This window comes from Microbacterium jejuense (assembly GCF_039544225.1).
GTDB lineage: Bacteria > Actinomycetota > Actinomycetes > Actinomycetales > Microbacteriaceae > Microbacterium > Microbacterium jejuense.
On the sequence record NZ_BAABLG010000003.1, the window covers coordinates 448,117 to 468,231 of the forward strand.

Consider the following 20,115-nt stretch of genomic DNA (forward strand, 5'->3'; position numbering starts at 1 on the left):
GTGTTCTACCCCTGACCTGTCCGGCACAGCGCGAAACGTCCGCCGCCATCCGCTCGCCCCTCGGAGCGAGGAACGAGCGAAGACGCATCGTCGCAAGCCGGTCTCGAGAACAGGCACGACGCGAACGTCGCCGAAGTGGTCGAGTCCGCAGCGCGGCTCACTGCGTTTCGTCTCGCTGCGCTCGCTCAACGACCGACGCAGCGAGCTCCTGGAACAGGGTCAACTGAACTCCGGCCGGCCCGCGCAGACGCGCATTGAGCGAACGCCACGGGGTCTCGCGCGCGGATGCCTCCAGCATCGCTCCGCCGTCGGTCGCACGCGCGGTCGCCGCGGCCGTGTCGTCCACCTCGAACGCCAGCCGGATCGGGTCGCTCGGGGCATCGCCGTCGGTCTCGACGCGGTCGATGAACGCCACCTGCGCCGGGTTGGACAGCTCGAGAGTCGCGCGGCCTGCCTCGAGGATCACCACGCGCGCGCCGCCCTCGGCCTCGTAGGCCTCGGCCTGCGGCATCCCGATCACGTCCCGGTAGAAGCCGAGGGCGTCCTCGAAGTCCTCCGCCCTCGCCACGACGCGCAGCTGCCGCACCTCTCCACCCGGCTGCGGCCGCACCGCCTCGGCGGCGTCCGCTGCGCGCGCGAGGAACCGCGGGAGCGACGTGCGACCGGCGCCGTCGTGCGCCCACGCCTCGATCGCCGCGAGCACGGCGCCGCCCCACGCGGCGCCGGCGACCTCGGCGCGCACGCGGTCGGCTCCGCCGCGGGCGAAGCGGGCCGCGGCGGCGCGGGCCACCCTGGCCCGGCGCAGTGCGGCGTCGCGTTCGTACTCGGCCGCGATCCCCATCGCGACCGCGTTGACGATGCCGAGCGCCAGACTGTCGGGGGCGAAATCGCGCGCGACGGCTTCGGACTCGCGGCGCACGGCGGCCGCGGCATCCATCCCTTCGTCGTCGGCGGCGAGCCGCTCCTCGAACACGGCGAGGCGCTCGTCGAGGCCCGCCCACAGGACGTCGGATTTGGACGCGAAGTAGTTGAAGAAGCTGGAGCGGCTCACGCCGGCCCGGTTCGCGATGTCGACGATCGAGGTCTGCTCGTAGCCCTGCTCGAGGAACAGCTCGCACGCGGCCTCGGCGATGTTCTCTCGGGACGAGGCCTTGGGGCGCCCGGCGCGCGGCTCGGTGGACATGAAGCCACCCTATGACCCGCGTGCGACGCGCTCCTGCTCCCACTGGTCGCAGATCTCTCGGGCCGCCGGGCGATCGGATTCGGGCACCACGACGATGAGTCGGTGATCGTGGTCGCTGTACTGGACCAGGATGCGGATGCCCGCGTCGCCGAGACGACGCGTGAACGCGCCGAGCTGCCCGGGCACGTCCTGCGCGAGCCGCACGCTCACGACGGGACTGGCCACGACCGGCCCGAGCCCCGCCGCTGCGAGGGCGCCCGCTGCGGCCTCGACGTCCGTGACGAGGAAATGGGCGAGGCCGACCCCGTCGTGGACCCACACTCCCCCGCCCTCGACGCTCACGCCCGCACGGCCGAGGGCATCGCCGAAGTCGGCGAGCGCGCCGGGGCGATCGGGAAGGGCGAGCGAGATGTCGGCTTCAGCGCCGGGTGCGAGTGTCATGGCGGCACGCTACGCGGGGCGTCCGACACGCGCGGCGGATGTATTGTTGGACGCGATCCATCAATCGCCACGAGCGATCGCGTCAGAGCGAAGGAGCACGATGCTCGAGATCCAGACCGTCGGCCTCTCCCCCGATTACGTCCCCTACCTGGACGGCTGGGAGCTGCAGCGCCGCATCCACTCCGAAGTCGCCCAGGGCACGCGGCCCGACACGCTCCTGCTGCTCGAGCACGAGGCGGTCTACACCGCCGGTGCGCGCACGGCCAAGCACGAGCGGCCCACCGACGGCACACCGGTCGTGGATGTCGACCGCGGCGGCAAGATCACGTGGCACGGCCCCGGCCAGCTCGTGGGCTATCCGATCGTGCGGCTGCACGAGCCCGTCGACGTCGTCGCGCACGTCCGGCGGCTCGAGGGGCTGCTGATCGCCGCCCTCGCCGAGCACGGCGTCGAGGGCTACCGCGTCGAGGGCCGCAGCGGCGTGTGGGTGCGCCGCCCCCTCGGCGAGGACAAGGTCGCCGCCATCGGCGTGCGCGTGCAGCGCGGCGTCACGATGCACGGCTTCGCCCTCAACTGCGACAACACCCTCGCTGGATTCCGCGGCATCATCCCGTGCGGGATCACGGATGCCGGCGTCACGACGATCAGCGAGATCGTCGGCGCCGACATCGCCCCGAGAGACGTGATCGGCACCGTGAGCCGCGTGTTCGAGGCTGAGTACGCGGGGGTGGGCGCATGAGCGGCTGCGCGACGCCGGGCGCGGCATCCACACCGTCCTCGGCCCCTGAAGGACGCAAGCTCCTGAGGCTCGAGGTCCGCAACGCGCAGACCCCGATCGAGCGCAAGCCGGAGTGGATCAAGACCAAGGCCAAGATGGGGCCGGAGTACCAGGCGCTGCACTCCCTGGTGAAGACCGAAGAGCTGCACACAGTGTGCCAGGAGGCGGGCTGCCCCAACATCTACGAGTGCTGGGAGGACCGCGAGGCCACATTCCTCATCGGCGGCTCGCAGTGCACGCGCCGGTGCGACTTCTGCCAGATCGACACCGGCAAGCCTGCCGACTACGACATCGACGAGCCGCGCCGCGTCGCCGAGAGCGTCGTGCGCATGAACCTGCGCTACGCCACCGTCACGGGCGTCGCCCGCGACGACCTGCCCGACGGCGGGGCGTGGCTGCACGCCGAGACCGTGCGGCAGATCCACGCGATGAACCCGAGCACCGGCGTCGAGATCCTCGCGACCGATTTCAACGGGGACCCCGCGCTGCTCGCCGAGGTGTTCGACAGCAGGCCCGAGGTGTTCGCGCACAACGTCGAGACAGTCCCGCGCATCTTCAAGCGCATCCGTCCCGCGTTCCGGTACGAGCGCTCGCTCGACGTGCTGACGCAGGCGCGCGATGCCGGGCTCATCACGAAGTCGAACCTCATCCTCGGCATGGGCGAGGAGCCCGAGGAGGTCGTGCAGGCACTGCAGGACCTGCACGATGCCGGCACCGACATCATCACGATCACGCAGTACCTGCGGCCCTCGCCGCGTCACCTCCCGGTGGCGCGGTGGGTCAAGCCGCAGGAGTTCGTCGGGTTCAAGGAAGAGGCCGAGCGCATCGGCTTCCTCGGCGTGCTCGCCGGACCCCTCGTGCGTTCGTCCTACCGCGCCGGGCGGCTGTGGGCGCAGTCGATGCTGTCGAAGGGGCGCGAGATCCCCTCGCATCTCGCGCACATCGCCGAGGACGTGCACGTCGACCGCGGCTTCGCCCAGGCGGTCTGAACCCGGGTCCCCCGACCGGAGGGCGGTGCGGTTCCGTCGGCATTCGTGACCGGCGGGACCGCTCCGTCGCAGTCCCGTCAGGCATTCCGCGGGTGGACGAGGACGCGGGTCAGGTGCGCGTCCAGCTCGTCGTGAACGGCGATCCCTGCGGGTGCGTCGTGAGCGTGTCGCCGTCGCACGTGACCACGGTCGGAACATCCGCCGCGGCGACCGACGGCGGCGTGATGGGCATCTCGGCGGACTGCCCGTTGATGTCGACCGCGGTCTGGACGTCGTAGCCGGAGTCCTCGAAGTTCGAGAAGCGGACCGTGCCGCCGTCCGCGGTGGCGTCGTCGGACCACTCCCAGTCCGCCTGGAGCGACCCGCCGTGGGTCTGCGTCATAGTCATCGTGAGGCCGCCGCCCATGTCCACGGCCAGCACGAACGTCATGTCGGCATCGAAGCCCATGACGCCCTCGCGTCCGATCGAGAGGGTCTGGGTGCCGGTCGCGTCGGCGCTCGTCACGTTCATGCCTGTCGACGTGAGCTGCTCGGCCAGCTGTCCGACGAGGTCGTCGAGATCCGCGGTCCAGTCACCGTCGACGCACTCGGTGGCCGTCTCGGTCGGCGACGCCTGCGCCTCGTCCGTGGCGGACGGATCCGCGGGCTGCGACGCCGCAGGCTCGTCAGCATCGCTCGTGGCCGGGGGCGCGGTGCAGCCGGTGAAGGCGAGCGCCAGTGCGAGGCATCCGATCGTCATCGCGATGCGGGCAGCACCCCGGTGTCGTCTCATCGTCAGTCGGCACTCGTGACCGATTGGACCGCGCCGTCGGAGTCGAGGTTGACCAGCAGCACGTCGTCGGTGGCGTCCGGATCGAGTGCGTACTCGAGCACCGCGAAGGGATCGGATCCGCCGTGTTCGTCGGCGAGGATCGTCATGCTCATGAGCTGCAGCGACCGGATGACGTCCATGTGGACGTCGCCCGAGATGTCGACGAGCACGTCCTCGAGCGCGTCGCCGAGGGCCTCCTGCTGCTGAAGGATGTACTCGGTGACCTCGCTGGTGCGGTCGTTGAGCTCGTTGACCATCGCGTTGCGCGCGCTCAGATCGATGGCCTCCAGCGACGAGATGAGCGCCGCCGCGACGTCCAGCGCCGCCGGCGAGACATCGTCCTGATCGGGCGCGGTCAGGTCGACCGTGACCGACTGATCACCCAGGTCGACGTTCTCGGACCAGAAGATCGATCCGTCAGGCCCCGATTCGAGGAGTCCGAAGTAGTCGTGCTCGATCGCCATGCCCCCATGAAACCGCACCGGGGGCGTCGGCGAAAGTCCGGACACGCGAACGCGGCGATTCGGACGCGCCGCCGCGCCCGATCAGTCGACGAGCGAGGCCGCGAACACGTGCGGGGTGAAGCCGGTGAGGTCGCCGATCCCCTCGCCCTGGCCGAGCAGCTTGACCGGGATGCCGGTGCGCTCCTGCACCGCGAGGACGAACCCGCCCTTCGCCGAGCCGTCGAGCTTGGTGATCACGAGCCCGGTGACACCCGCGTGCTCCAGGAACGCCTGCGCCTGCATGACACCGTTCTGACCGGTCGTCGCGTCCAGCACCAGCAGCACCTCGCTGATGGGCGCCTGCTTCTCGACGACGCGCCGGATCTTGCCGAGCTCGTCCATGAGCCCGCCCTTCGTGTGCAGGCGGCCGGCGGTGTCGACGAGCACGATCTCGGTGCCGGTGCTCTTGGCGTACTCGATCGTCTGGAAGGCGACGGATGCCGGATCCTGGCCCTCCTGCTGCGGTCGCACGATCGCCGCACCGCCGCGCTCGGCCCAGGTGGCGAGCTGGTCGACGGCCGCCGCGCGGAACGTGTCGGCCGCACCGACCACGACCGAGCGGCCGTACCGCTGCAGGAACTTGGCGAACTTGCCGATCGTCGTCGTCTTGCCGACGCCGTTGACGCCCACCACCAGCACGACCGCGGGCCGCTCGGTGAGGCGGAGGGTCGTGTCGAACTTGGCGAAGTGCTCCTCGAGGGTCTCTTTCAGCATGCGCTGCAGGTCCTTCGGGTCGGTCGTGCGGAACCGCTCGACCTTCTCGCGCAGCTCCTCCACGATCCGCTCGGTGATGTCGGGCCCGAAATCGGCGGTCAGCAGCGCCGTCTCGAGGTCTTCCCACGTGTTCTCGTCAATCGTGGGCTTGACGAACATGCCGCGCAGCGCGCGACCGAGCGACCAGGAGCTCTCTGCCATGTCTCCAGCCTAGGGGCGGGCCCGCGACGGACCGACCGCCGCCTGCCGCTCCGCCGAGCGGCCGCTAGTGGACGGGGACGATCACCGCGGCGAGTCCGTCGCCGATGAGCACGTCGAGCTCCGTCGTCGCATCCTGTCCGGACGGGCACTGGATGCCGAGGTAGATGCCTCCGCCCACCGAGCCGAACATGCGTGCCGTGTCGAGCCACGTGGTGCCGTCGTCACTGGAGATCGTGATCGTGCGTGCGTCGACGGTGCCGGACGGGGTCAGCGGCAGGGAGTCGTCGTACGCGTAGTCCGCGACATCGTCGCCGGTGACGGTGTCGTCGTCGCTGGTCAGCACGAGGGCGAGCATGGAGTCCGTCAGCGCGCTGTCGTCGAGCGACGTGTCCAGGCCCGAGATCAGCCCCTGGTAGAACGTCGCCACGCAGCCCGTGCGCGCGTCGGTGTACGCCCAGCTGCCGTTGCCGTCGTCGGCCGCGCTCACGGTGTAGTTCGCGTCGGCCATGAACGGGTCGGTCCACTGCAGCGTCATGGTGGCGGCGTCGAACTCCACGTCGAACGGCAGATCGCCGATGCCGGTGTCATCGCCGGTCGTCTCGTCGGTGGGTGACTGCGAGGACGAGTCGGCCGGTCCGACGATCGTGGGCAGTGCGACGGCGCAGCCCGCGAGCGTCGCGGCTCCGACCACGACGACCGCGAGCCCGGCGGCCGCGCGAAGGAGGTGGGTCATGCGATGAGCCTCTCGTCAGAAGGGAAGACGGTGACCGGATGCCGTCACGCCACGCGTTCGCCGACGCGCTGGCCGACGACGGCCGAGACGCCGTCCTGCCGCATCGAGACGCCGTACAGGGCGTCGGCGATCTCCATCGTGCGCTTCTGGTGCGTGATGACGATCAGCTGGCTCGAGGCGCGCAGCTGTTCGAACACCCCCAGCAGGCGCCCGAGGTTGGCGTCGTCGAGCGCGGCCTCGACCTCGTCCAGGATGTAGAACGGGCTCGGCCGGGCCTTGAAGATCGCGGTCAGCAGCGCGACGGCGGCAAGCGACCGCTCACCGCCCGACAGCAGCGAGAGCCGCTCGATCTTCTTGCCGACCGGTCGCACGGCCACCTCGATGCCGGTGGTGAGCGGTGAGTCCGGATCGGTCAGCGTGATCGACCCCGAACCGCCCGGGAAGAGGATCGGGAACACCTCGCCGAAGGCGACCTGCGTGTCTTCGAACGCCGCGAGGAAGATCGTCTGCATGCGCTCGTCGAGCTCCTCGATGATCGTCAGCAGATCCTTGCGGGTCTGCGTCAGGTCGGCGAGCTGCTCGGTCATGAACTTGTGCCGCTGCTCGAGCGCGGCGAACTCCTCCAGCGCCAGCGGATTGACCCGCCCCAGCTGCGCCAGCTTGCGCTCCGCCTCCTGTAGTCGCCGGCGCTGCTGCGCGCGATCGTAGGGACGGGATGCCGCTACCCCCGGCCCCTCGTCCGTGTCGGCTTCCTCGTCGTCCGACGTCACCGCGGTCAGGGCATCATCGGCCGGGATGGGCTGATCAGGACCGTATTCCGAAATGAGAATGTCTTCGTCGAGCCCAAGCTCCGACTGCACGCGCTCCAGAAGCCCCGTCACATGCAGGCGCTTCTCGTGGATCTGCAGTTCCAGGCTGTGGACGCTCTCGGTGAGCCCCATCAGACGCTCGCGCACCGACGACTCCTGCGCACGCAGTTCGGCGAGCTCGGCGGTCAGCGCGGTGCGCTCGGACTCGGCGGCCGAGAGCTCGGCGCGGGCCTGCGCGAGCGAGCGGTCGACGGAGTCGATCACGGCGGGGAGCTGTCCGGCGACACCCGCGGCGATCTCGCGCTGGGCGCGGCGCACGACCGCGCGTCGGGCCGCCTCTGCCGCGGCCTCCTTCTCGCGCTCGCGCTGGCGCTCCAGCGCCACCACCCGGGATTCGCCCGCGCGGATGCGTTCGCGCAGCGTCTCGACATCCAGCCGTGCGCGCATCTCGCCATCACGGGCCTGATCCAGCGCCGCGAGCATCCCTTCGCGGGCCGAGGCATCGAGGATCGGCCGCGGCGCCTCGAGAGCCGCCGTGAGCTGATCATCCGCCGAGCGCGCCGACCCCTCGGCGTCCTCGACGGCCGAAGCGGCCTGAGCGAGCCCCGCCTCGAGGCGCTCGCACTCCGCCACGGCAGCCTCATGGCGCACCGTCGCGCGGTTGAGCTGCTCGGCATGGGCGGCCAGCGCGGCGTCGTGCTCCCGCAGCGTGGTCAGCGCCGTCTTGGTCCGCTGCCGGGCGGACTCCAGGGCGCCGGTGGCCGCCGTCAGCTCCTCGCGCAGCGCGTCGGCGACCACCGCGACCTCGTCACGGCGTTCGGCCGCGCCATCCCGCTCGGCGGCGAGCTCGAGACGAGACCGCGACGCGCCCGCGCCGGCGCGCAGCGAGTACTCGGTGTACACCTCGCCCCGGCGGGTGACGACGGTGATGGGTCCGCCGAGCTCGGCCTCGGCGAGAGCGGGCCCCGCCGCCTGCGCGGCAGCGAGATCGTCGGCGACGACCACGTACGACAGCAGTCCGAGCACACCGGCGGGCGCCGTCACGACCTCGCGCGCCGGCACGACTCCGTCCCGCGCGGGGAAGGCCGGCGTCATCGCGCCGGCATCGGCGATGACGATGTCGACCACGCCTGCCTCGGCGTCGCGGACGGCGGCCGCGACGGCGAACGCACCGGCGCGGTCGTCGACCAGTACGCCCTCGGCGAGCGGACCGAGCACCGCCGCGATCGCCGCTTCGAATCCCGGCTTGACCTGCACGGCATCGCCGACGAGTCCGCGCACACCGTCGAGCCCCTGCGCGATCAGCGACGACGCGCCGTTCTGCACGTCCAGCGCACGGCTGAGGGCCGCCGTCTGCGCCGTGAGCGCCTCGCGCTCGCGCTCGGCGGCGTGCAGCCGCTCACGCAGCGACGCGACCGAGCTCTCGGCGTCGGACGCGTCGCGCTGCGCGGCCTCGTACGCCGCAGCATGGTCGGCGGAGGCCGCCTCGGGCATGAGGTCCGGGTCCACGCCGGCGAGGATCTGCTCGGCCTCGGCACGGCGCGCCAGCGCGGCGTCGAGCGCCCTCTGCTGCCGTTCCACGGCCGCGCGCACGGCTGCGAGGGCGGATGCCGCCGCCTCTGCCGACCCGCGCAGCGCGGTGATCCGCATGTCGTGCTCCGACACCAGGGCGCTCTGCGCCGCGATGTCGACGTCGAGCGCGTCGAGCTCCGCCCGCGCACGGATCACCTCGCGGGCGGCTTCGGCAGCGGCATCCTGAGCGGAACCGAGCCCGTCCGAGACCTCGTCGATCTCGGTGCGCGCCTCGTCGATCATCGCCTGCGAGACTGTCGTGAGCTCGATGCGGTCCTCGTCCTCGGCATCACCGAGCAGCGCGAGTCGCTGCCCCGCGAGCGCGTAGAGGCCGCGCAGGCGCTCCTGCACGCGCTCGAGGCCGAATGCGACGCGCCTCGCCTGGTCGACGGCCTCCGAGCGCTGGTCGTTCTCCAGCTGCTCGATGCGCACCCGCGCGTTGTCCAGTCGTTCCTGCAGCACGAGGCGCTCCGCATGCCGCTCGTGCTCGTTGCGGGTGTGGGACGCGAGCTCCTCGCGCAGGCCGACGAGCTCGTCGGCGAACAGCCGCGCTTTCGCGTCGCGCACGACGGCGGCGATCGTCGCCGCCTCGCGAGCGATCTCGGCCTGGCGCCCGAGGGGCTTCAGCTGGCGGCGCAGCTCTCCGGCAAGGTCGCTCAACCGCGTGAGGTTGGCCTCCATCGCGTCGAGCTTGCGCAGGGTCTTCTCTTTGCGACGGCGGTGCTTGAGGATGCCGGCGGCCTCCTCGATGAACCCGCGCCGATCCTCGGGAGTCGCCTGCAGAACGCTGTCGAGGCGTCCCTGCCCCACGATCACGTGCATCTCGCGGCCGAGGCCGGAATCGCTCAGCAGCTCCTGCACGTCCAGCAGACGGCACGACTCACCGTTGATCGCGTACTCGCTGGTGCCGTTGCGGAACAGCGTCCGGCTGATCGTCACCTCGGAGTACTCGATCGGCAGAGCGCCGTCGCTGTTGTCGATCGTCAGCTGCACCTCCGCGCGCCCGAGCGGGCCGCGCGTGGCAGTGCCCGCGAAGATGACGTCCTCCATCTTGCCGCCGCGCAGCGTCTTGGCTCCCTGCTCGCCCATGACCCACGCGAGCGCGTCGACGACGTTCGACTTGCCCGACCCATTGGGCCCGACGATGCAGGTGACGCCGGGTTCCAGCGCGAAGGTCGTCGGCTGGGCGAACGACTTGAACCCTTTGAGCGTCACGCTCTTCAGGTGCATGGCTGCGCCCTCCGCCCCCGGTCGATTACCCGCCTACGCTACCGGAGCGCGCGGCGGATCCCGTGAGACGGGCCGGGGACTCGCACAGCCCGCGACACGCCGTGGAGACACCGAATCTGCGAAAACGCTTGACGCGGGCGACAGATCCGCGCTAGCGTCACTCTCCGCGTCTGAAGTTGAGAAAGGAGGTCCACCGATGATGATCAATGACAACACTGGAGTCGCCGCCCGCGATGGCGAAGCGACTCGTGCGTTCGCGTCGGGGACCGTCTCCTTCGGCGCTGTGCTGAGCGGCCGCTTCCCGGCCGCCATCTGATCCCCGCAGGGGACGAGTCTGCCCGTTACGGGGCGAGGACCGTCTGCTGCGCCGCATCCGCGTCCGGGTGCTGAGCGCTCTCCCCCTGCCTCCCTCCCGTCGTGCTGCGGTACGGCATCTCCGCCACCGGCGCCCGCCGGCGGCATCCTTTCCGATCGGAAGAAGAACCATCATGAGTACACTCCTCGCGCCGCAGCGCCAACCGGGCGAGCCCGATACGCTGCGGCTTCCGAGCCGCGACGACCGCATCTCGCTCGTGGACCGCGCCGCACTGCACCTCGGTCTGCGTCTGCTCCTGTGGAGCACGCGCACACCCCGGCTCGCAGACGTCCGCGACCGGCACAGCGAAGCATTCCGCCGACAGGAAGACGCCGCAGAGCGCGAACGCGCCTATGTGCGCGGCGTCATCCTCTCGCGGGGCCTGTGATCGTCACCGGGTCCGCCGCCCTCGACCGGGCGGCGGACCCCACCCCCACCGCTTCGAACACCAAGGACACACCGACAATGACCACCATCACCGGGGTCGAGATCCGACCCCTCATCGTCCCGGCGTCGATCGACGCTCCCGAGGCCGCCGACTTCATCACGATGGTCGACGTCCGCAATGAGATCTATCGCGAGATCTCCGGCCATGGCGACGAGGCCATCACACCCGCCGAACTGCTGCCGCACTACCAGCCGAGCGAACACCAGATCCGTCGCTTCTGGATCGTCGTCCAGGATGGCGAGGTGGTCGGCCGCGTCGGCGTCGACATCCCCCTCGACGAGGGATCGACGTCCGCCATCTGGATCATCGAGCTGCTCCGCCGCTCCTGGAGCCAGGGCATCGGGTCGGCGGCATACGAACTGGTCGAGCGCGCCGCCCGTGAATACGGCCGCACCGTCCTGCAGTCGTGGGCCGAGCACCCCGCGGCCGACGGGCCGCGCCTTGCGCCGCCCACCGGGTTCGGAACCATCCCCGAGGACCACGCGGCGCGGTTCTACCTGCGTCACGGCTACACCCTCGAGCAGGTCGAGCGCGGCAGCGCCTTCGACCTGACCGGATCGTTCGCCGAGGTCGAGCGCCTGCTGGCGGTCGCCGAGGAGGCATCGGGCGGCTACCGCGTCGTCCAGTGGTTCGCCCCGACACCCGCCGAGCACGTCGACGGCTACGCGTGGATGAAGTCGCGCATGTCGACCGACACCCCGATCGGCGCACTGGAGTTCGCCGAGGAGGTCTGGGATGCCGCCCGCATCGCCGAGCACGATGCGCGGTACACCGACACGGACCGGACGCTGCTGGTGACCACCGCCCAGCACACCGCCACCGGCGAGCTCTGCGCGTTCAATGAGCTCGTCGTCGGCAAGGACCGGACCGAGGCGACCCATCAGGAGGACACCCTCGTCCTTAAGGAGCACCGCGGTCACAAGCTCGGCACGCTCGTCAAGTGCGCCGGACTGCTCGCCTGGCGCGACGTCGCACCCGCGTCGCCGCGCGTCCTCACCTACAACGCAGAGGAGAACCGTCCCATGCTCGACATCAATGAGGCCATCGGCTTCGCGCCGATCGCATACAGCGGCGCCTGGAAGAAGGTGCTCGATGACTGATCTGGCCGCCGACGTCGTCGCCATCAGCCCCGTCGTCGTCCCGGCGACGGTCGATGCCCCCGACGCCCGCCTGTTCGTGGAGATGGTGCGGATCGCCAACGCCGTGTGCCTGTACGACGCCGGTCACGACTACCTGCACGAAGAGCCCGAAGAGATGCTCGGCATGTGGCAGGACCAGGCCGACTGGACCCAGCTCGGCTACGCCGCCCTCCGCGGCGACGACGTGCTCGGCGTCGTCAAGCTGCTCATCTCGAACCAGGCCGATGCCGGCACCGTCGAGTTCGACCTCATGGTCGACCCGCCGCACCGCGGCCAGGGCGTCGAGGAGCGTCTGCTCGCCGAGGTCGAGCGCGAAGCGCGCGAGCGCAGGATCGACACGATCCAGACCTGGACCCTGCACCGCCCCGACGCATCCGGTCCGCGACTGGAGGCGCCCACCGGGTGGGGCTCGATCCCGGCCGACGCCGAGGCGCTGCGGCAGCAGGCGAACGGGTTCACGCTCGAGCAGGTCGAACGCAACAGCGTGTTCGATCTCACCGGCGACGTCTCGCTCGTCGAGCGCATGCTCCGCGACGCCGAAGCGGCAGCCGGCGACGAGTACCGGGCGATCACGTGGACGTCGCCGACACCGCCGGAGTACATCGACGGCTTCGCCTACGCCCTTTCTCGCATGTCGACCGACACGCCGCAAGGCGGTCTCGTCGTCGATGAGCAGCACTGGGACGCCGCCCGCGTGAAGCGGCGGGACGCCCGGCTCAAGGCCCAGGGGCTCACCGTCTCGGTTGCTGCGGTGCTCCACGAGCCGACGGGCCGCGTCGCCGCCTACAACGAGCTGGCTATCGCGGACGACCCGACCGGTGCCACGCAGCAGTTCGGCACGCTCGTCGTCAAGGAGCACCGTGGCCACCGCCTCGGCACGATCGTCAAGTGCGCCAATCTGCTGCGGTGGCGCACGATCGCACCGCAATCGCCGCGCGTCTCGACGTTCAACGCCGAAGAGAACCGCCACATGCTCGACATCAACGAGGCGATCGGCTTCGTGCCCGCCTCGTACGCGGGCGCGTGGAAGAAGGTGCTGGACCTCTGACCGGCGACCGGATCAGCCTCTCGCCCGCCGCTGGCAGTGGGCGCAGAAATGGCTCGACCGGTTGGTGAACGACACGCGAACGATCGGACGGCCGCATCGGGCACACGGTTCCCCGGTGCGGCCGTACGCGTTGAGCGAGTGCGCGAAGTAGCCGGCCTCGCCGTTCACGTTGACGTACTGGGCATCGAAGCTCGTGCCGCCCTCGGCCAGCGCCTTGTCGAGCACGTGGCGCACTTCGCCGAGCACGCGGTTCACGGCGCGGGTCGACAGCCCCCGGGCCGGTGTCTCGGGATGGATGCGGGCCGCCCAGAGCGACTCGTCGGCATAGATGTTGCCGACGCCGCTGATCACCGTCTGATCCAGCAGCACGCGCTTGATCGCGGAGTCCTTGCGCGCCAGCGCGCGGCGGAACCCGGCATCCGAGAACGCCGGATCCAGCGGATCGCGCGCGATGTGCGCGACCTGCGCGGGAACGGATGCCTCTTCCCCGCCGAAACCGCCGGCCGCCGCATCGGGCGTCGCCACGAGGTCGTCGATCGCGAGCGAGCCGAACGTGCGCTGGTCGGCGAAGACCACCGACACCTCACCGTGGGTGGGGTGCGAGAGGTCGATGCGGACGCGTTCGTGCCGCTCGGGAGCCGCACCCGGCGCACGCAGCAGCAGCTGGCCGCTCATGCCGAGGTGTCCGACGACGGCCTCGGACGCAGGACCGGTTCCGTGCTGCGGCTCCAGCGGCAGCCACAGGAACTTGCCCCGGCGCACGGACGCGCGGATCCGCCGACCGGTGAGGGCAGCTTCGAAGTCCGCCCCGCCGCCCGGGTGGCGGGTGAGCGCACGCTCGTCGAGCACCGACACCCCGAGCACGGTCGCGCCGGTGACGGCAGGGGCGAGACCGGCGCGGACGACCTCGACCTCGGGAAGTTCAGGCACGCCCGGTGAGCTCTCGCCACGCGGTGAGCGCGGCGGCCATCTCGGCGTGCTTCTTGCTCGTGCCGGTGCCGTCCGCGGTGAGGTCGCCGACCGACACCGTCGCCGTGAACTGACGGTCGTGGTCGGGGCCGGTCGAGGTCACCGAGTACGACGGCGGCAGCATGCCGCCGTGGGCGGCGAGCTCCTGCAGCGCGGTCTTCGGGTCCATCGCGGCGCCGTAGCGCTCGGGGTCTGCGAGCAGCGGCTCGACCAGGTGCAGCACGAGGGCGGTGGCGGCATCCGATCCGGCGGACAGGTGCGTGGCGCCGAAGACGGCCTCCATCGTGTCGGCGAGGATCGAGTCCTTGTCGCGGCCGCCGGTGAGATCCTCGCCGCGCCCCAGCAGCAGGTGCCGACCGAGGTCGATGCCGCGGGCGATCTCGGCGAGGGCGACGGTCGACACGACGCTCGCGCGCCGCTTGGCGAGCGCGCCCTCGTCGAGTTCGGGATGCCCGGTGTACAGGCGCACCGTCACGGCGAGGCCGAGCACCGAGTCGCCCAGGAACTCCAGACGCTCGTTGTGCGGGACCTGCCCGTTCTCGTACGCCCACGAACGATGCGTGAGCGCCAGCGACAGAAGCTCGGGATCGATATCGACCCCGAGCTTCTGTGTGAGTTCTGCGAGCGCCAGGCGCTCGGCAGTGACGTCGGTCACGTCAGTGCGACGATCAGACGTCGGCGACCTTGCGGCCCTTGTACTCGAGGAACAGCTCGGTGCCCTGCGAGTCGGTGACGACCTTGGCCTGGTGCGGACGGCTGTAGACGGTCTTGCCGTTCTCGACGGTCTTGACCAGCGTGGGGGCCTCGGCCTTCCACTGCGCGCGACGCGAGCGGGTGTTCGAACGGGAAACCTTGCGCTTCGGGGGGTTACCTGCCATGGCTAACTCTCTTCTGTCGGATCATCCCCGCGTGAGCGGGGAACGTCTGGGGTGAAGTCCTGGAGCGCGGCCCATCGTGGATCGGCCGGCTGGCTCAGCTCTGCACCGGCATTCTCGGTCAGTCGCTCACCCGTGGCCGGATCAAGGCCGGGGCAATCCGGCTGACATACCGGCTGAAATGGAAGCGACAGGACGACCGCTTCCCTGACCAGAGTTTCAAGATCCACGTGGTCGTCTTGAACCTCGAAGTCAGCTTCGTCTTCTCCAGGATACGCGAAAAGCTCCTGGAACTCGACTTGGAGCCCCTGGGCGATGTCGGTGAGGCACCGACCGCACACCCCGGAGTACTCCGTGTCGACGTCGCCCGACACGAGGATGCCCTCGTGCACCGACTCCAGGCGCACTTCCACGGCGACCTGCTCGCCCGCGGCGACCGAGACGAGACCCTCGCCCCACTTCTCAGGAACGGGGACCTCGAAGGAGTGCTCGCGCATCTCGCCGGGACGATGCACGAGATCGCGGACCGGGATCGCGAACGGACCTGTCACATGCTTTCTGACCACGGACCCAGCCTAGCCGCGGCTCACGGGTCAGATGCCGCGAGCGCCCGTGTCGAGGAACCGCGCCACCGCTGCGGGCACGTACGGCGAGACGTCGCCGCCCAGTGAGGCGACCTGGCGCACCAGCGAGCTCGACACCAGGGCGTGCGCGGGATCGGGCAGCAGGAACACCGTCTCGACGTGCGCCAGGTGCCTGTTGACGATCGCCATCGGCGTCTCGTAGGCCACGTCGACCTGCGAGCGGATGCCCTTCACGAGCACGCCGGCGCCCACGTCGGTCGCATAGTCCACGAGCAGTCCCATGCTCCACGACGCCACCACGACGTCGCCCTCGATCCCGCTCTCCGCGATCGACTGCTCCAGCAGCGACTGACGCTGCGCGATCGGCAGCATCGCCTCTTTGCCGGGGTTGTGCACCACCAGCACGTGCAGCTGGTCGTAGAGCGACGCGGCACGGCGGATGACATCGAGATGACCGAGGGTCGGCGGATCGAACGATCCCGGGACGACGGCGATCCGGCTGCTCATGCCGACCAGCCTACTGGCCCGAGACGGGTGCGCCGACGCGTCAGTTCTTGGCCAGTGCGGCCCGCTCGGCCATGCCGACGCTGTGCTCGAGCGCGGCAGCCAGGCCCGGATTGCGGTCCAGCGCCGGGTCGTCCGCGAGCACCTGCTCGGCAGCGATGCGCGCCTCGGCGATGACGTCGGCGTCTTTGACGACCCGCAGCAGGCGCAGCGACGAGCGCGCGCCCGACTGTGCGTCGCCCAGCACGTCGCCCTCGCCGCGCAGTTCGAGGTCGACCTCTGCCAGGGCGAAGCCGTCGAGGGTCGAGGCGACGGCCTCGACGCGGTCGCGGGCCGGCGAGCCCTGCGGCGCCTCGGTGACCAGCAGGCACAGGCCGGGCACGCCGCCACGGCCGACGCGGCCGCGCAGCTGATGCAGCTGCGAGACGCCGAAGCGGTCGGCCTCGAGGATCGCCATGGTCGACGCGTTGGGCACGTCGACGCCGACCTCGACGACGGTCGTCGCGACCAGCACGTCGACGTCGCCCCGCGCGAAGGCCTGCATGACGGCATCCTTCTCGTCCGAGGGCATCTTGCCGTGCAGGATCTGGACGCGGATGTCTGCGAACGAGGAGTGCCGCGACAGCAGGTCGGCGACCTGCACGACGCCCCACCGCGTGCGCGGGGCCTCGCCCGTGGCGTCGCCTGCGGGCTCGTCGGCCGTGTCGTCCTTCGTCAGCGCCTCGGCATCGATGGCCGCGCACACGACGAACGCCTGACGGCCCTGCGCGACCTCTTCGGCGATGCGCTCCCACACCCGCCCGAACCAGCCCGGGCGTTCGGCGAGCGGAGCGACGAACGTCTCGATCGGGGCGCGGCCGGCAGGCATCGTGCGGATCGTCGAGACGTCGAGGTCGCCGAACACCGTCATCGCGACGGTGCGCGGGATCGGGGTGGCGGTGAGCACGAGCGCGTGCGGCGCCGACCCTTTCGCCCGCAGCGACTCACGCTGCTCGACGCCGAAGCGGTGCTGCTCGTCGACGACGACCAGACCCAGATCGACGAACGTCGTGCTCTCGCTCAGCAGGGCATGGGTGCCCACCACGATCCGCGCCTGGCCAGATGCCGCGCGCAGCGCCGCCTTGCGGCGCTCGGCGGCAGGCAGCTGGCCGGTGAGCAGCGTCGGCATGAGCTCCGGGGCGAGCTGCGGACCGAGCATGCGCGCGATCGAACGCACGTGCTGAGCGGCGAGCACCTCGGTGGGCGCGATCAGTGCGGACTGGCCGCCGTCCTGGGCGACCTGCAGCATGGCACGCAGCGCCACGAGCGTCTTGCCCGAACCGACCTCGCCCTGCACGAGCCGGTTCATCGGCCATTCGCCCTGCAGGTCGTGCACGATCTGGTCGCCCAGGCTCACCTGATCGGGTGTGAGCGGGAACGGCAGCGCGGCATCGAACCGCTCCAGGAGCGACCCGGGCGTGCGACGGGTGGCCGACATCGCGCGCACGAAGGCGCGCTGCTGCAGCAGCGCGACCTGAAGCACGAACGCCTCCTGCATACGCAGCGTCGCGCGCGCCTGCTCGATCTCGTCGAACTCCGACGGACGATGGATGCGTTCCAGCGCCGTGCGCGCCTCGAGCAGATCGTGCCGCGTCCTCACCTCGGGCGGAAGCGGCTCGGGGATCTCGCCCAGGCCGTCGAGCACGAGCTCGACCGTCTTCTGGAGCTGCCAGCTCGCGACTGTGCTGGTCGCGGGATAGATCGGGATCGGCAGGTGGACGTTCTCGGCAGCCTTGAGCCGCGCGGCATCCTCGTCGTCGAACAGCTCGTAGTCGGGGTGGGCCAGCTGCTGCGCCCCGCGGTACACGCCGACCTTGCCCGCGAAGATCCCCTGCCGTCCTGGCTTGAGGTCGCGCACGCGCCACGCCTGGTTGAAGAACGTCAGCGACATCTCGCCGTTGCCGTCGCTGATGACGACTTCGAGCAGTGAGCCGTTGCGGTTCTTCATGCGCCGCTCGCTCACGCGGCGCACTTCGGCGACGATCGTCACCGGCTCGCCGATCGGCAGCGTCGAGATCGGCGTCAGCTCGCCGCGCCGCGCGTAGCGTCGCGGGTAGTGCACGAGCAGATCGCCGACCGTCGCCATGCCGAAGGCGCGCTCCAGGGCAGCCGCCGTCTTGCCGCCGATCGCGCCGCCCAGACGCGTATCGAGGCTGAAGGACGTCATGATCCGAGGCTATCGCGGGGTCCCGACCCGCGGCGACGCGGGAGCGTGCCCGCACGGTGCCCCGACCCGCGGGGCGCGCGGGCTATCGTGAGGGGGTGACGCGCATCATCGCGGGCCGCGCCGGCTCGCTCGCCCTCGACGTCCCGGACGCCGGCACGCGTCCCACCAGCGATCGCGTGCGCGAGTCCCTCTTCGGCGCCCTCGAGTCCGCCGACGCGGTGCGCGGCGCGGCGGTGCTGGACCTGTACGCCGGCTCGGGCGCGCTCGGGCTCGAGGCGGCCAGCCGGGGTGCGGCATCCATCGATCTCGTCGAGAAGGCGCCGCGCGCGGCCACCGTCGCCCAGCGCAACGCCGCGCGGGTCGCCAAGGCGGTGGGCGCCGACGTCGTCATCCGCGTGCACCGGTCCGCGGCCGACGCGTATCTGCGCACCGCGAGCGGATCCTTCGACCTGGTGTTCCTCGATCCGCCGTACGACGTCGGCGAGACAGAGCTCGCGGCGACGCTCGCGCTCGTGGCTCCGCTCGTCGCGGCGGGAGGCGACGTGGTCATCGAACGCGCGTCGCGCTCACCGGAGCCCGCCCTGCCGGACGGGCTCGTCGCGTCACGCTCGAAGCGCTACGGCGACACCACGCTCTGGTGGGCGACCACGGCCTGAGTCGGGTCCCCCTGCCACACGTCGGGGCCGTCGAAGCCGACGTCCTGCGTGATCGACAGGCGTCCTGCGCCGTCGAGCACGAGCCGGAGCGTCGACGCGTCGCCGAGCAGTCGGAGCTCGGCCGCGAACCCGTCGCCGTTCCAGCCGCCACCGACGGCGACCCTGTCGCCGTACCAGAAGCGGCCCGCCGCGGGATCGGCGGGGAACACCGCGACAGTCCACTCCCCCGGCCGGAACGCCAGTTCGTGCTCGTCGATCGCGAGCACACCGCCCGCGACGCGCAGCCGGCGCACCGGACCGCCCTCGTACTCGAAGGCGACCTCGGCATCACGCACGTCGCCGTCCGGCGCCGGGATCGGCTCGGTCGGGACGACGACGGCCGGCCCCTCGTCGACGCCCGCGGGCACCGCGTCGAACGCGGGGAGCAGCTCCGCCCACACCGCGTCCAGCGGCAGCTGCATGTCGGGCAGGCCGCCGGTGATCGCCACGACCGCGTCGTGCTCGGGCATCACCACCACGTACTGACCGAATGCGCCGTCGCCGCGGTACGCCCCGTGACGGCACTGCCAGAACTGGAAGCCGTAGCCCTGGTTCCAGTCCGACTCGCCCGGACCGTTCGCGACCTGCCATCGCGTGGCCTGGTCGACCCATTCCGCGGGAACCAGCTGACGACCCTTCCAGCTGCCGCGCTGCAGCAGCAGCTGACCGAAGGCCGCCAGCTCCTCGGGACGGATGGAGAGGCCGAAGCCGCCGGCATCCGCTCCCGAGGGACTCTGCAGCCAGAGCGGGTCGACGAAGCCGAGCGGGTCGAACAGCCGCGGACGGAGGTAGTCGAGCACGCGCTCGCCGGTGCGCGTCTGCACGATGAGCGAGAGCAGGTACGTCGCCGGCGTGTTGTACATCCAGTGCGTGCCCGGCGCGTGGACCAGCTCGGCGGCGAGGGTCTCGCGCGCCCAGTCGCCGTCCCACAGCTCGACTTCGGACGTGTGCCCGGTGGTCATCGTGAGCAGGTGCCGCACACACAGCTGCGCCAGATGCTCGGACGGTTCGGCAGGGACGGCGTCGGGCAGCAGGTCGATCACCCGGTCCTCGAGCCCGAACCGTCCTTCGCCGATCGCCATGCCCACCGCCATCGAGGTGAAGCTCTTGCTGATCGAGTACATCGCGGTCCGCCCCTCGCGCTCGTACGGCGCCCAGGTCGCCTCACCGACCACGTGACCGTGGCGCACGACAGTCACGGTGTGGACGTGGGCGATGCGCCCGAGGGCGGCCACGAGGCGCTCGATCGCCGCGGTCGGGAGAGCCTGCTGCTCGGGCGTCGAGCGAGGAAGAAGAAGGGGCATCCCGCCACCGTAGCGGGCGACGGC

Annotated in this window: 20 protein-coding genes; 6 read left to right on the top strand and 14 right to left on the bottom strand. The window is 71.0% G+C overall.

Features of this window, described 5'->3' with window-relative positions:
- Nucleotides 1-157: 157 nt before the first annotated feature.
- Complete coding sequence (locus ABEA46_RS06570; protein WP_345543575.1) at nt 158-1,183, bottom strand: TetR family transcriptional regulator; 1,026 nt, start codon at nt 1,181-1,183, stop codon at nt 158-160.
- A gap of 9 nt (nt 1,184-1,192) precedes the next feature.
- Nucleotides 1,193-1,624, bottom strand: coding sequence for a hypothetical protein (locus ABEA46_RS06575; RefSeq protein ID WP_345543576.1), 432 nt, complete (start codon nt 1,622-1,624; stop codon nt 1,193-1,195).
- Between the two features lie 100 nt (nt 1,625-1,724).
- On the opposite strand from ABEA46_RS06575, the gene lipB reads away from it, so the two are divergent.
- A complete protein-coding gene (lipB, locus tag ABEA46_RS06580; RefSeq protein WP_345543577.1) occupies nt 1,725-2,363 on the top strand; it encodes a lipoyl(octanoyl) transferase LipB in 639 nt (212 codons plus the stop codon).
- Complete coding sequence (gene lipA, locus ABEA46_RS06585; RefSeq protein ID WP_345543578.1) at nt 2,360-3,391, top strand: lipoyl synthase; 1,032 nt, start codon at nt 2,360-2,362, stop codon at nt 3,389-3,391. Before lipB ends, lipA begins: the two co-directional genes overlap by 4 nt.
- Before the next feature lie 109 nt (nt 3,392-3,500).
- On the opposite strand, the gene ABEA46_RS06590 is transcribed toward lipA, so the two are convergent.
- The 5 genes from ABEA46_RS06590 to smc form a co-directional block, all read right to left on the bottom strand.
- The gene (locus tag ABEA46_RS06590) at nt 3,501-4,163 is read right to left on the bottom strand and encodes a hypothetical protein (RefSeq protein WP_345543579.1); all 663 of its coding nucleotides are present in this window, start codon (nt 4,161-4,163) and stop codon (nt 3,501-3,503) included.
- 2 nt (nt 4,164-4,165) lie between these two features.
- On the bottom strand, nt 4,166-4,666 hold the full coding sequence (locus ABEA46_RS06595; protein WP_345543580.1) for a DUF2004 domain-containing protein: 501 nt from the start codon (nt 4,664-4,666) through the stop codon (nt 4,166-4,168).
- A gap of 81 nt (nt 4,667-4,747) precedes the next feature.
- On the bottom strand, nt 4,748-5,620 hold the full coding sequence (gene ftsY / locus ABEA46_RS06600; RefSeq protein ID WP_345543581.1) for a signal recognition particle-docking protein FtsY: 873 nt from the start codon (nt 5,618-5,620) through the stop codon (nt 4,748-4,750).
- Nucleotides 5,621-5,684: 64 nt separating this feature from the next.
- The gene (locus ABEA46_RS06605; protein ID WP_345543582.1) at nt 5,685-6,353 is read right to left on the bottom strand and encodes a hypothetical protein; all 669 of its coding nucleotides are present in this window, start codon (nt 6,351-6,353) and stop codon (nt 5,685-5,687) included.
- A 44-nt stretch (nt 6,354-6,397) separates the two neighbouring features.
- The gene (gene smc / locus ABEA46_RS06610; RefSeq protein WP_345543583.1) at nt 6,398-9,964 is read right to left on the bottom strand and encodes a chromosome segregation protein SMC; all 3,567 of its coding nucleotides are present in this window, start codon (nt 9,962-9,964) and stop codon (nt 6,398-6,400) included.
- Between the two features lie 488 nt (nt 9,965-10,452).
- On the opposite strand from smc, the gene ABEA46_RS06615 reads away from it, so the two are divergent.
- The 3 genes from ABEA46_RS06615 to ABEA46_RS06625 all read left to right on the top strand — a co-directional run bounded on the left by ABEA46_RS06615 (nt 10,453) and on the right by ABEA46_RS06625 (nt 12,954).
- Entirely contained in the window at nt 10,453-10,707 is a 255-nt protein-coding gene (locus tag ABEA46_RS06615) for a hypothetical protein (protein ID WP_345543584.1), read from the top strand.
- A gap of 77 nt (nt 10,708-10,784) precedes the next feature.
- Nucleotides 10,785-11,867 (top strand): GNAT family N-acetyltransferase, encoded by a 1,083-nt coding sequence (locus ABEA46_RS06620; protein WP_345543585.1) that lies wholly within the window; start codon nt 10,785-10,787, stop codon nt 11,865-11,867.
- A complete protein-coding gene (locus tag ABEA46_RS06625) occupies nt 11,860-12,954 on the top strand; it encodes a GNAT family N-acetyltransferase (protein ID WP_345543586.1) in 1,095 nt (364 codons plus the stop codon). The genes ABEA46_RS06620 and ABEA46_RS06625 overlap by 8 nt, the downstream gene beginning before the upstream one ends.
- Before the next feature lie 12 nt (nt 12,955-12,966).
- On the opposite strand, the gene mutM is transcribed toward ABEA46_RS06625, so the two are convergent.
- Genes mutM through ABEA46_RS06655 form a run of 6 tightly spaced genes read right to left on the bottom strand, consistent with a single transcriptional unit; the run spans nt 12,967 to nt 18,092 of the window.
- Entirely contained in the window at nt 12,967-13,884 is a 918-nt protein-coding gene (gene mutM, locus ABEA46_RS06630) for a bifunctional DNA-formamidopyrimidine glycosylase/DNA-(apurinic or apyrimidinic site) lyase (RefSeq protein ID WP_345543587.1), read from the bottom strand.
- A complete protein-coding gene (gene rnc, locus ABEA46_RS06635; protein ID WP_345543588.1) occupies nt 13,877-14,578 on the bottom strand; it encodes a ribonuclease III in 702 nt (233 codons plus the stop codon). The genes mutM and rnc overlap by 8 nt, the downstream gene beginning before the upstream one ends.
- A 13-nt stretch (nt 14,579-14,591) precedes the next feature.
- Nucleotides 14,592-14,801, bottom strand: coding sequence for a 50S ribosomal protein L32 (gene rpmF, locus ABEA46_RS06640; protein WP_045297913.1), 210 nt, complete (start codon nt 14,799-14,801; stop codon nt 14,592-14,594).
- 2 nt (nt 14,802-14,803) lie between these two features.
- Entirely contained in the window at nt 14,804-15,349 is a 546-nt protein-coding gene (locus ABEA46_RS06645) for a YceD family protein (RefSeq protein WP_345543806.1), read from the bottom strand.
- Between the two features lie 42 nt (nt 15,350-15,391).
- Nucleotides 15,392-15,889, bottom strand: a complete 498-nt coding sequence (gene coaD, locus ABEA46_RS06650; protein WP_220299661.1) for a pantetheine-phosphate adenylyltransferase — start codon at nt 15,887-15,889, stop codon at nt 15,392-15,394.
- 40 nt (nt 15,890-15,929) lie between these two features.
- Nucleotides 15,930-18,092: an ATP-dependent DNA helicase RecG gene (locus tag ABEA46_RS06655; protein WP_345543589.1), complete on the bottom strand. Its 2,163-nt coding sequence runs from the start codon at nt 18,090-18,092 to the stop codon at nt 15,930-15,932.
- A 95-nt stretch (nt 18,093-18,187) separates the two neighbouring features.
- Between ABEA46_RS06655 and rsmD the strand changes: the two genes are divergently transcribed.
- Nucleotides 18,188-18,748, top strand: coding sequence for a 16S rRNA (guanine(966)-N(2))-methyltransferase RsmD (rsmD, locus tag ABEA46_RS06660; RefSeq protein ID WP_345543590.1), 561 nt, complete (start codon nt 18,188-18,190; stop codon nt 18,746-18,748).
- Here rsmD and ABEA46_RS06665 read toward each other — a convergent pair.
- Complete coding sequence (locus ABEA46_RS06665; protein WP_345543592.1) at nt 18,709-20,091, bottom strand: serine hydrolase domain-containing protein; 1,383 nt, start codon at nt 20,089-20,091, stop codon at nt 18,709-18,711. The two genes, rsmD and ABEA46_RS06665, sit on opposite strands and share 40 nt — an antisense overlap.
- Nucleotides 20,092-20,115 lie beyond the last annotated feature (24 nt).

Coding starts and splice junctions, on each gene's coding strand:
- ABEA46_RS06575 (WP_345543576.1), bottom strand. CDS start 1,624: ATGACACTCGCACCCGGCGCTGAAGCCGACATCTCGCTCGCCCTTCCC.
- ABEA46_RS06625 (WP_345543586.1), top strand. CDS start 11,860: ATGACTGATCTGGCCGCCGACGTCGTCGCCATCAGCCCCGTCGTCGTC.
- rpmF (WP_045297913.1), bottom strand. CDS start 14,801: ATGGCAGGTAACCCCCCGAAGCGCAAGGTTTCCCGTTCGAACACCCGC.
- smc (WP_345543583.1), bottom strand. CDS start 9,964: ATGCACCTGAAGAGCGTGACGCTCAAAGGGTTCAAGTCGTTCGCCCAG.
- ABEA46_RS06615 (WP_345543584.1), top strand. CDS start 10,453: ATGAGTACACTCCTCGCGCCGCAGCGCCAACCGGGCGAGCCCGATACG.
- ABEA46_RS06620 (WP_345543585.1), top strand. CDS start 10,785: ATGACCACCATCACCGGGGTCGAGATCCGACCCCTCATCGTCCCGGCG.
- ABEA46_RS06595 (WP_345543580.1), bottom strand. CDS start 4,666: ATGGCGATCGAGCACGACTACTTCGGACTCCTCGAATCGGGGCCTGAC.
- ABEA46_RS06590 (WP_345543579.1), bottom strand. CDS start 4,163: ATGAGACGACACCGGGGTGCTGCCCGCATCGCGATGACGATCGGATGC.
- ABEA46_RS06655 (WP_345543589.1), bottom strand. CDS start 18,092: ATGACGTCCTTCAGCCTCGATACGCGTCTGGGCGGCGCGATCGGCGGC.
- coaD (WP_220299661.1), bottom strand. CDS start 15,889: ATGAGCAGCCGGATCGCCGTCGTCCCGGGATCGTTCGATCCGCCGACC.
- ABEA46_RS06665 (WP_345543592.1), bottom strand. CDS start 20,091: ATGCCCCTTCTTCTTCCTCGCTCGACGCCCGAGCAGCAGGCTCTCCCG.
- ABEA46_RS06605 (WP_345543582.1), bottom strand. CDS start 6,353: ATGACCCACCTCCTTCGCGCGGCCGCCGGGCTCGCGGTCGTCGTGGTC.
- lipA (WP_345543578.1), top strand. CDS start 2,360: ATGAGCGGCTGCGCGACGCCGGGCGCGGCATCCACACCGTCCTCGGCC.
- ABEA46_RS06570 (WP_345543575.1), bottom strand. CDS start 1,183: ATGTCCACCGAGCCGCGCGCCGGGCGCCCCAAGGCCTCGTCCCGAGAG.
- lipB (WP_345543577.1), top strand. CDS start 1,725: ATGCTCGAGATCCAGACCGTCGGCCTCTCCCCCGATTACGTCCCCTAC.
- ftsY (WP_345543581.1), bottom strand. CDS start 5,620: ATGGCAGAGAGCTCCTGGTCGCTCGGTCGCGCGCTGCGCGGCATGTTC.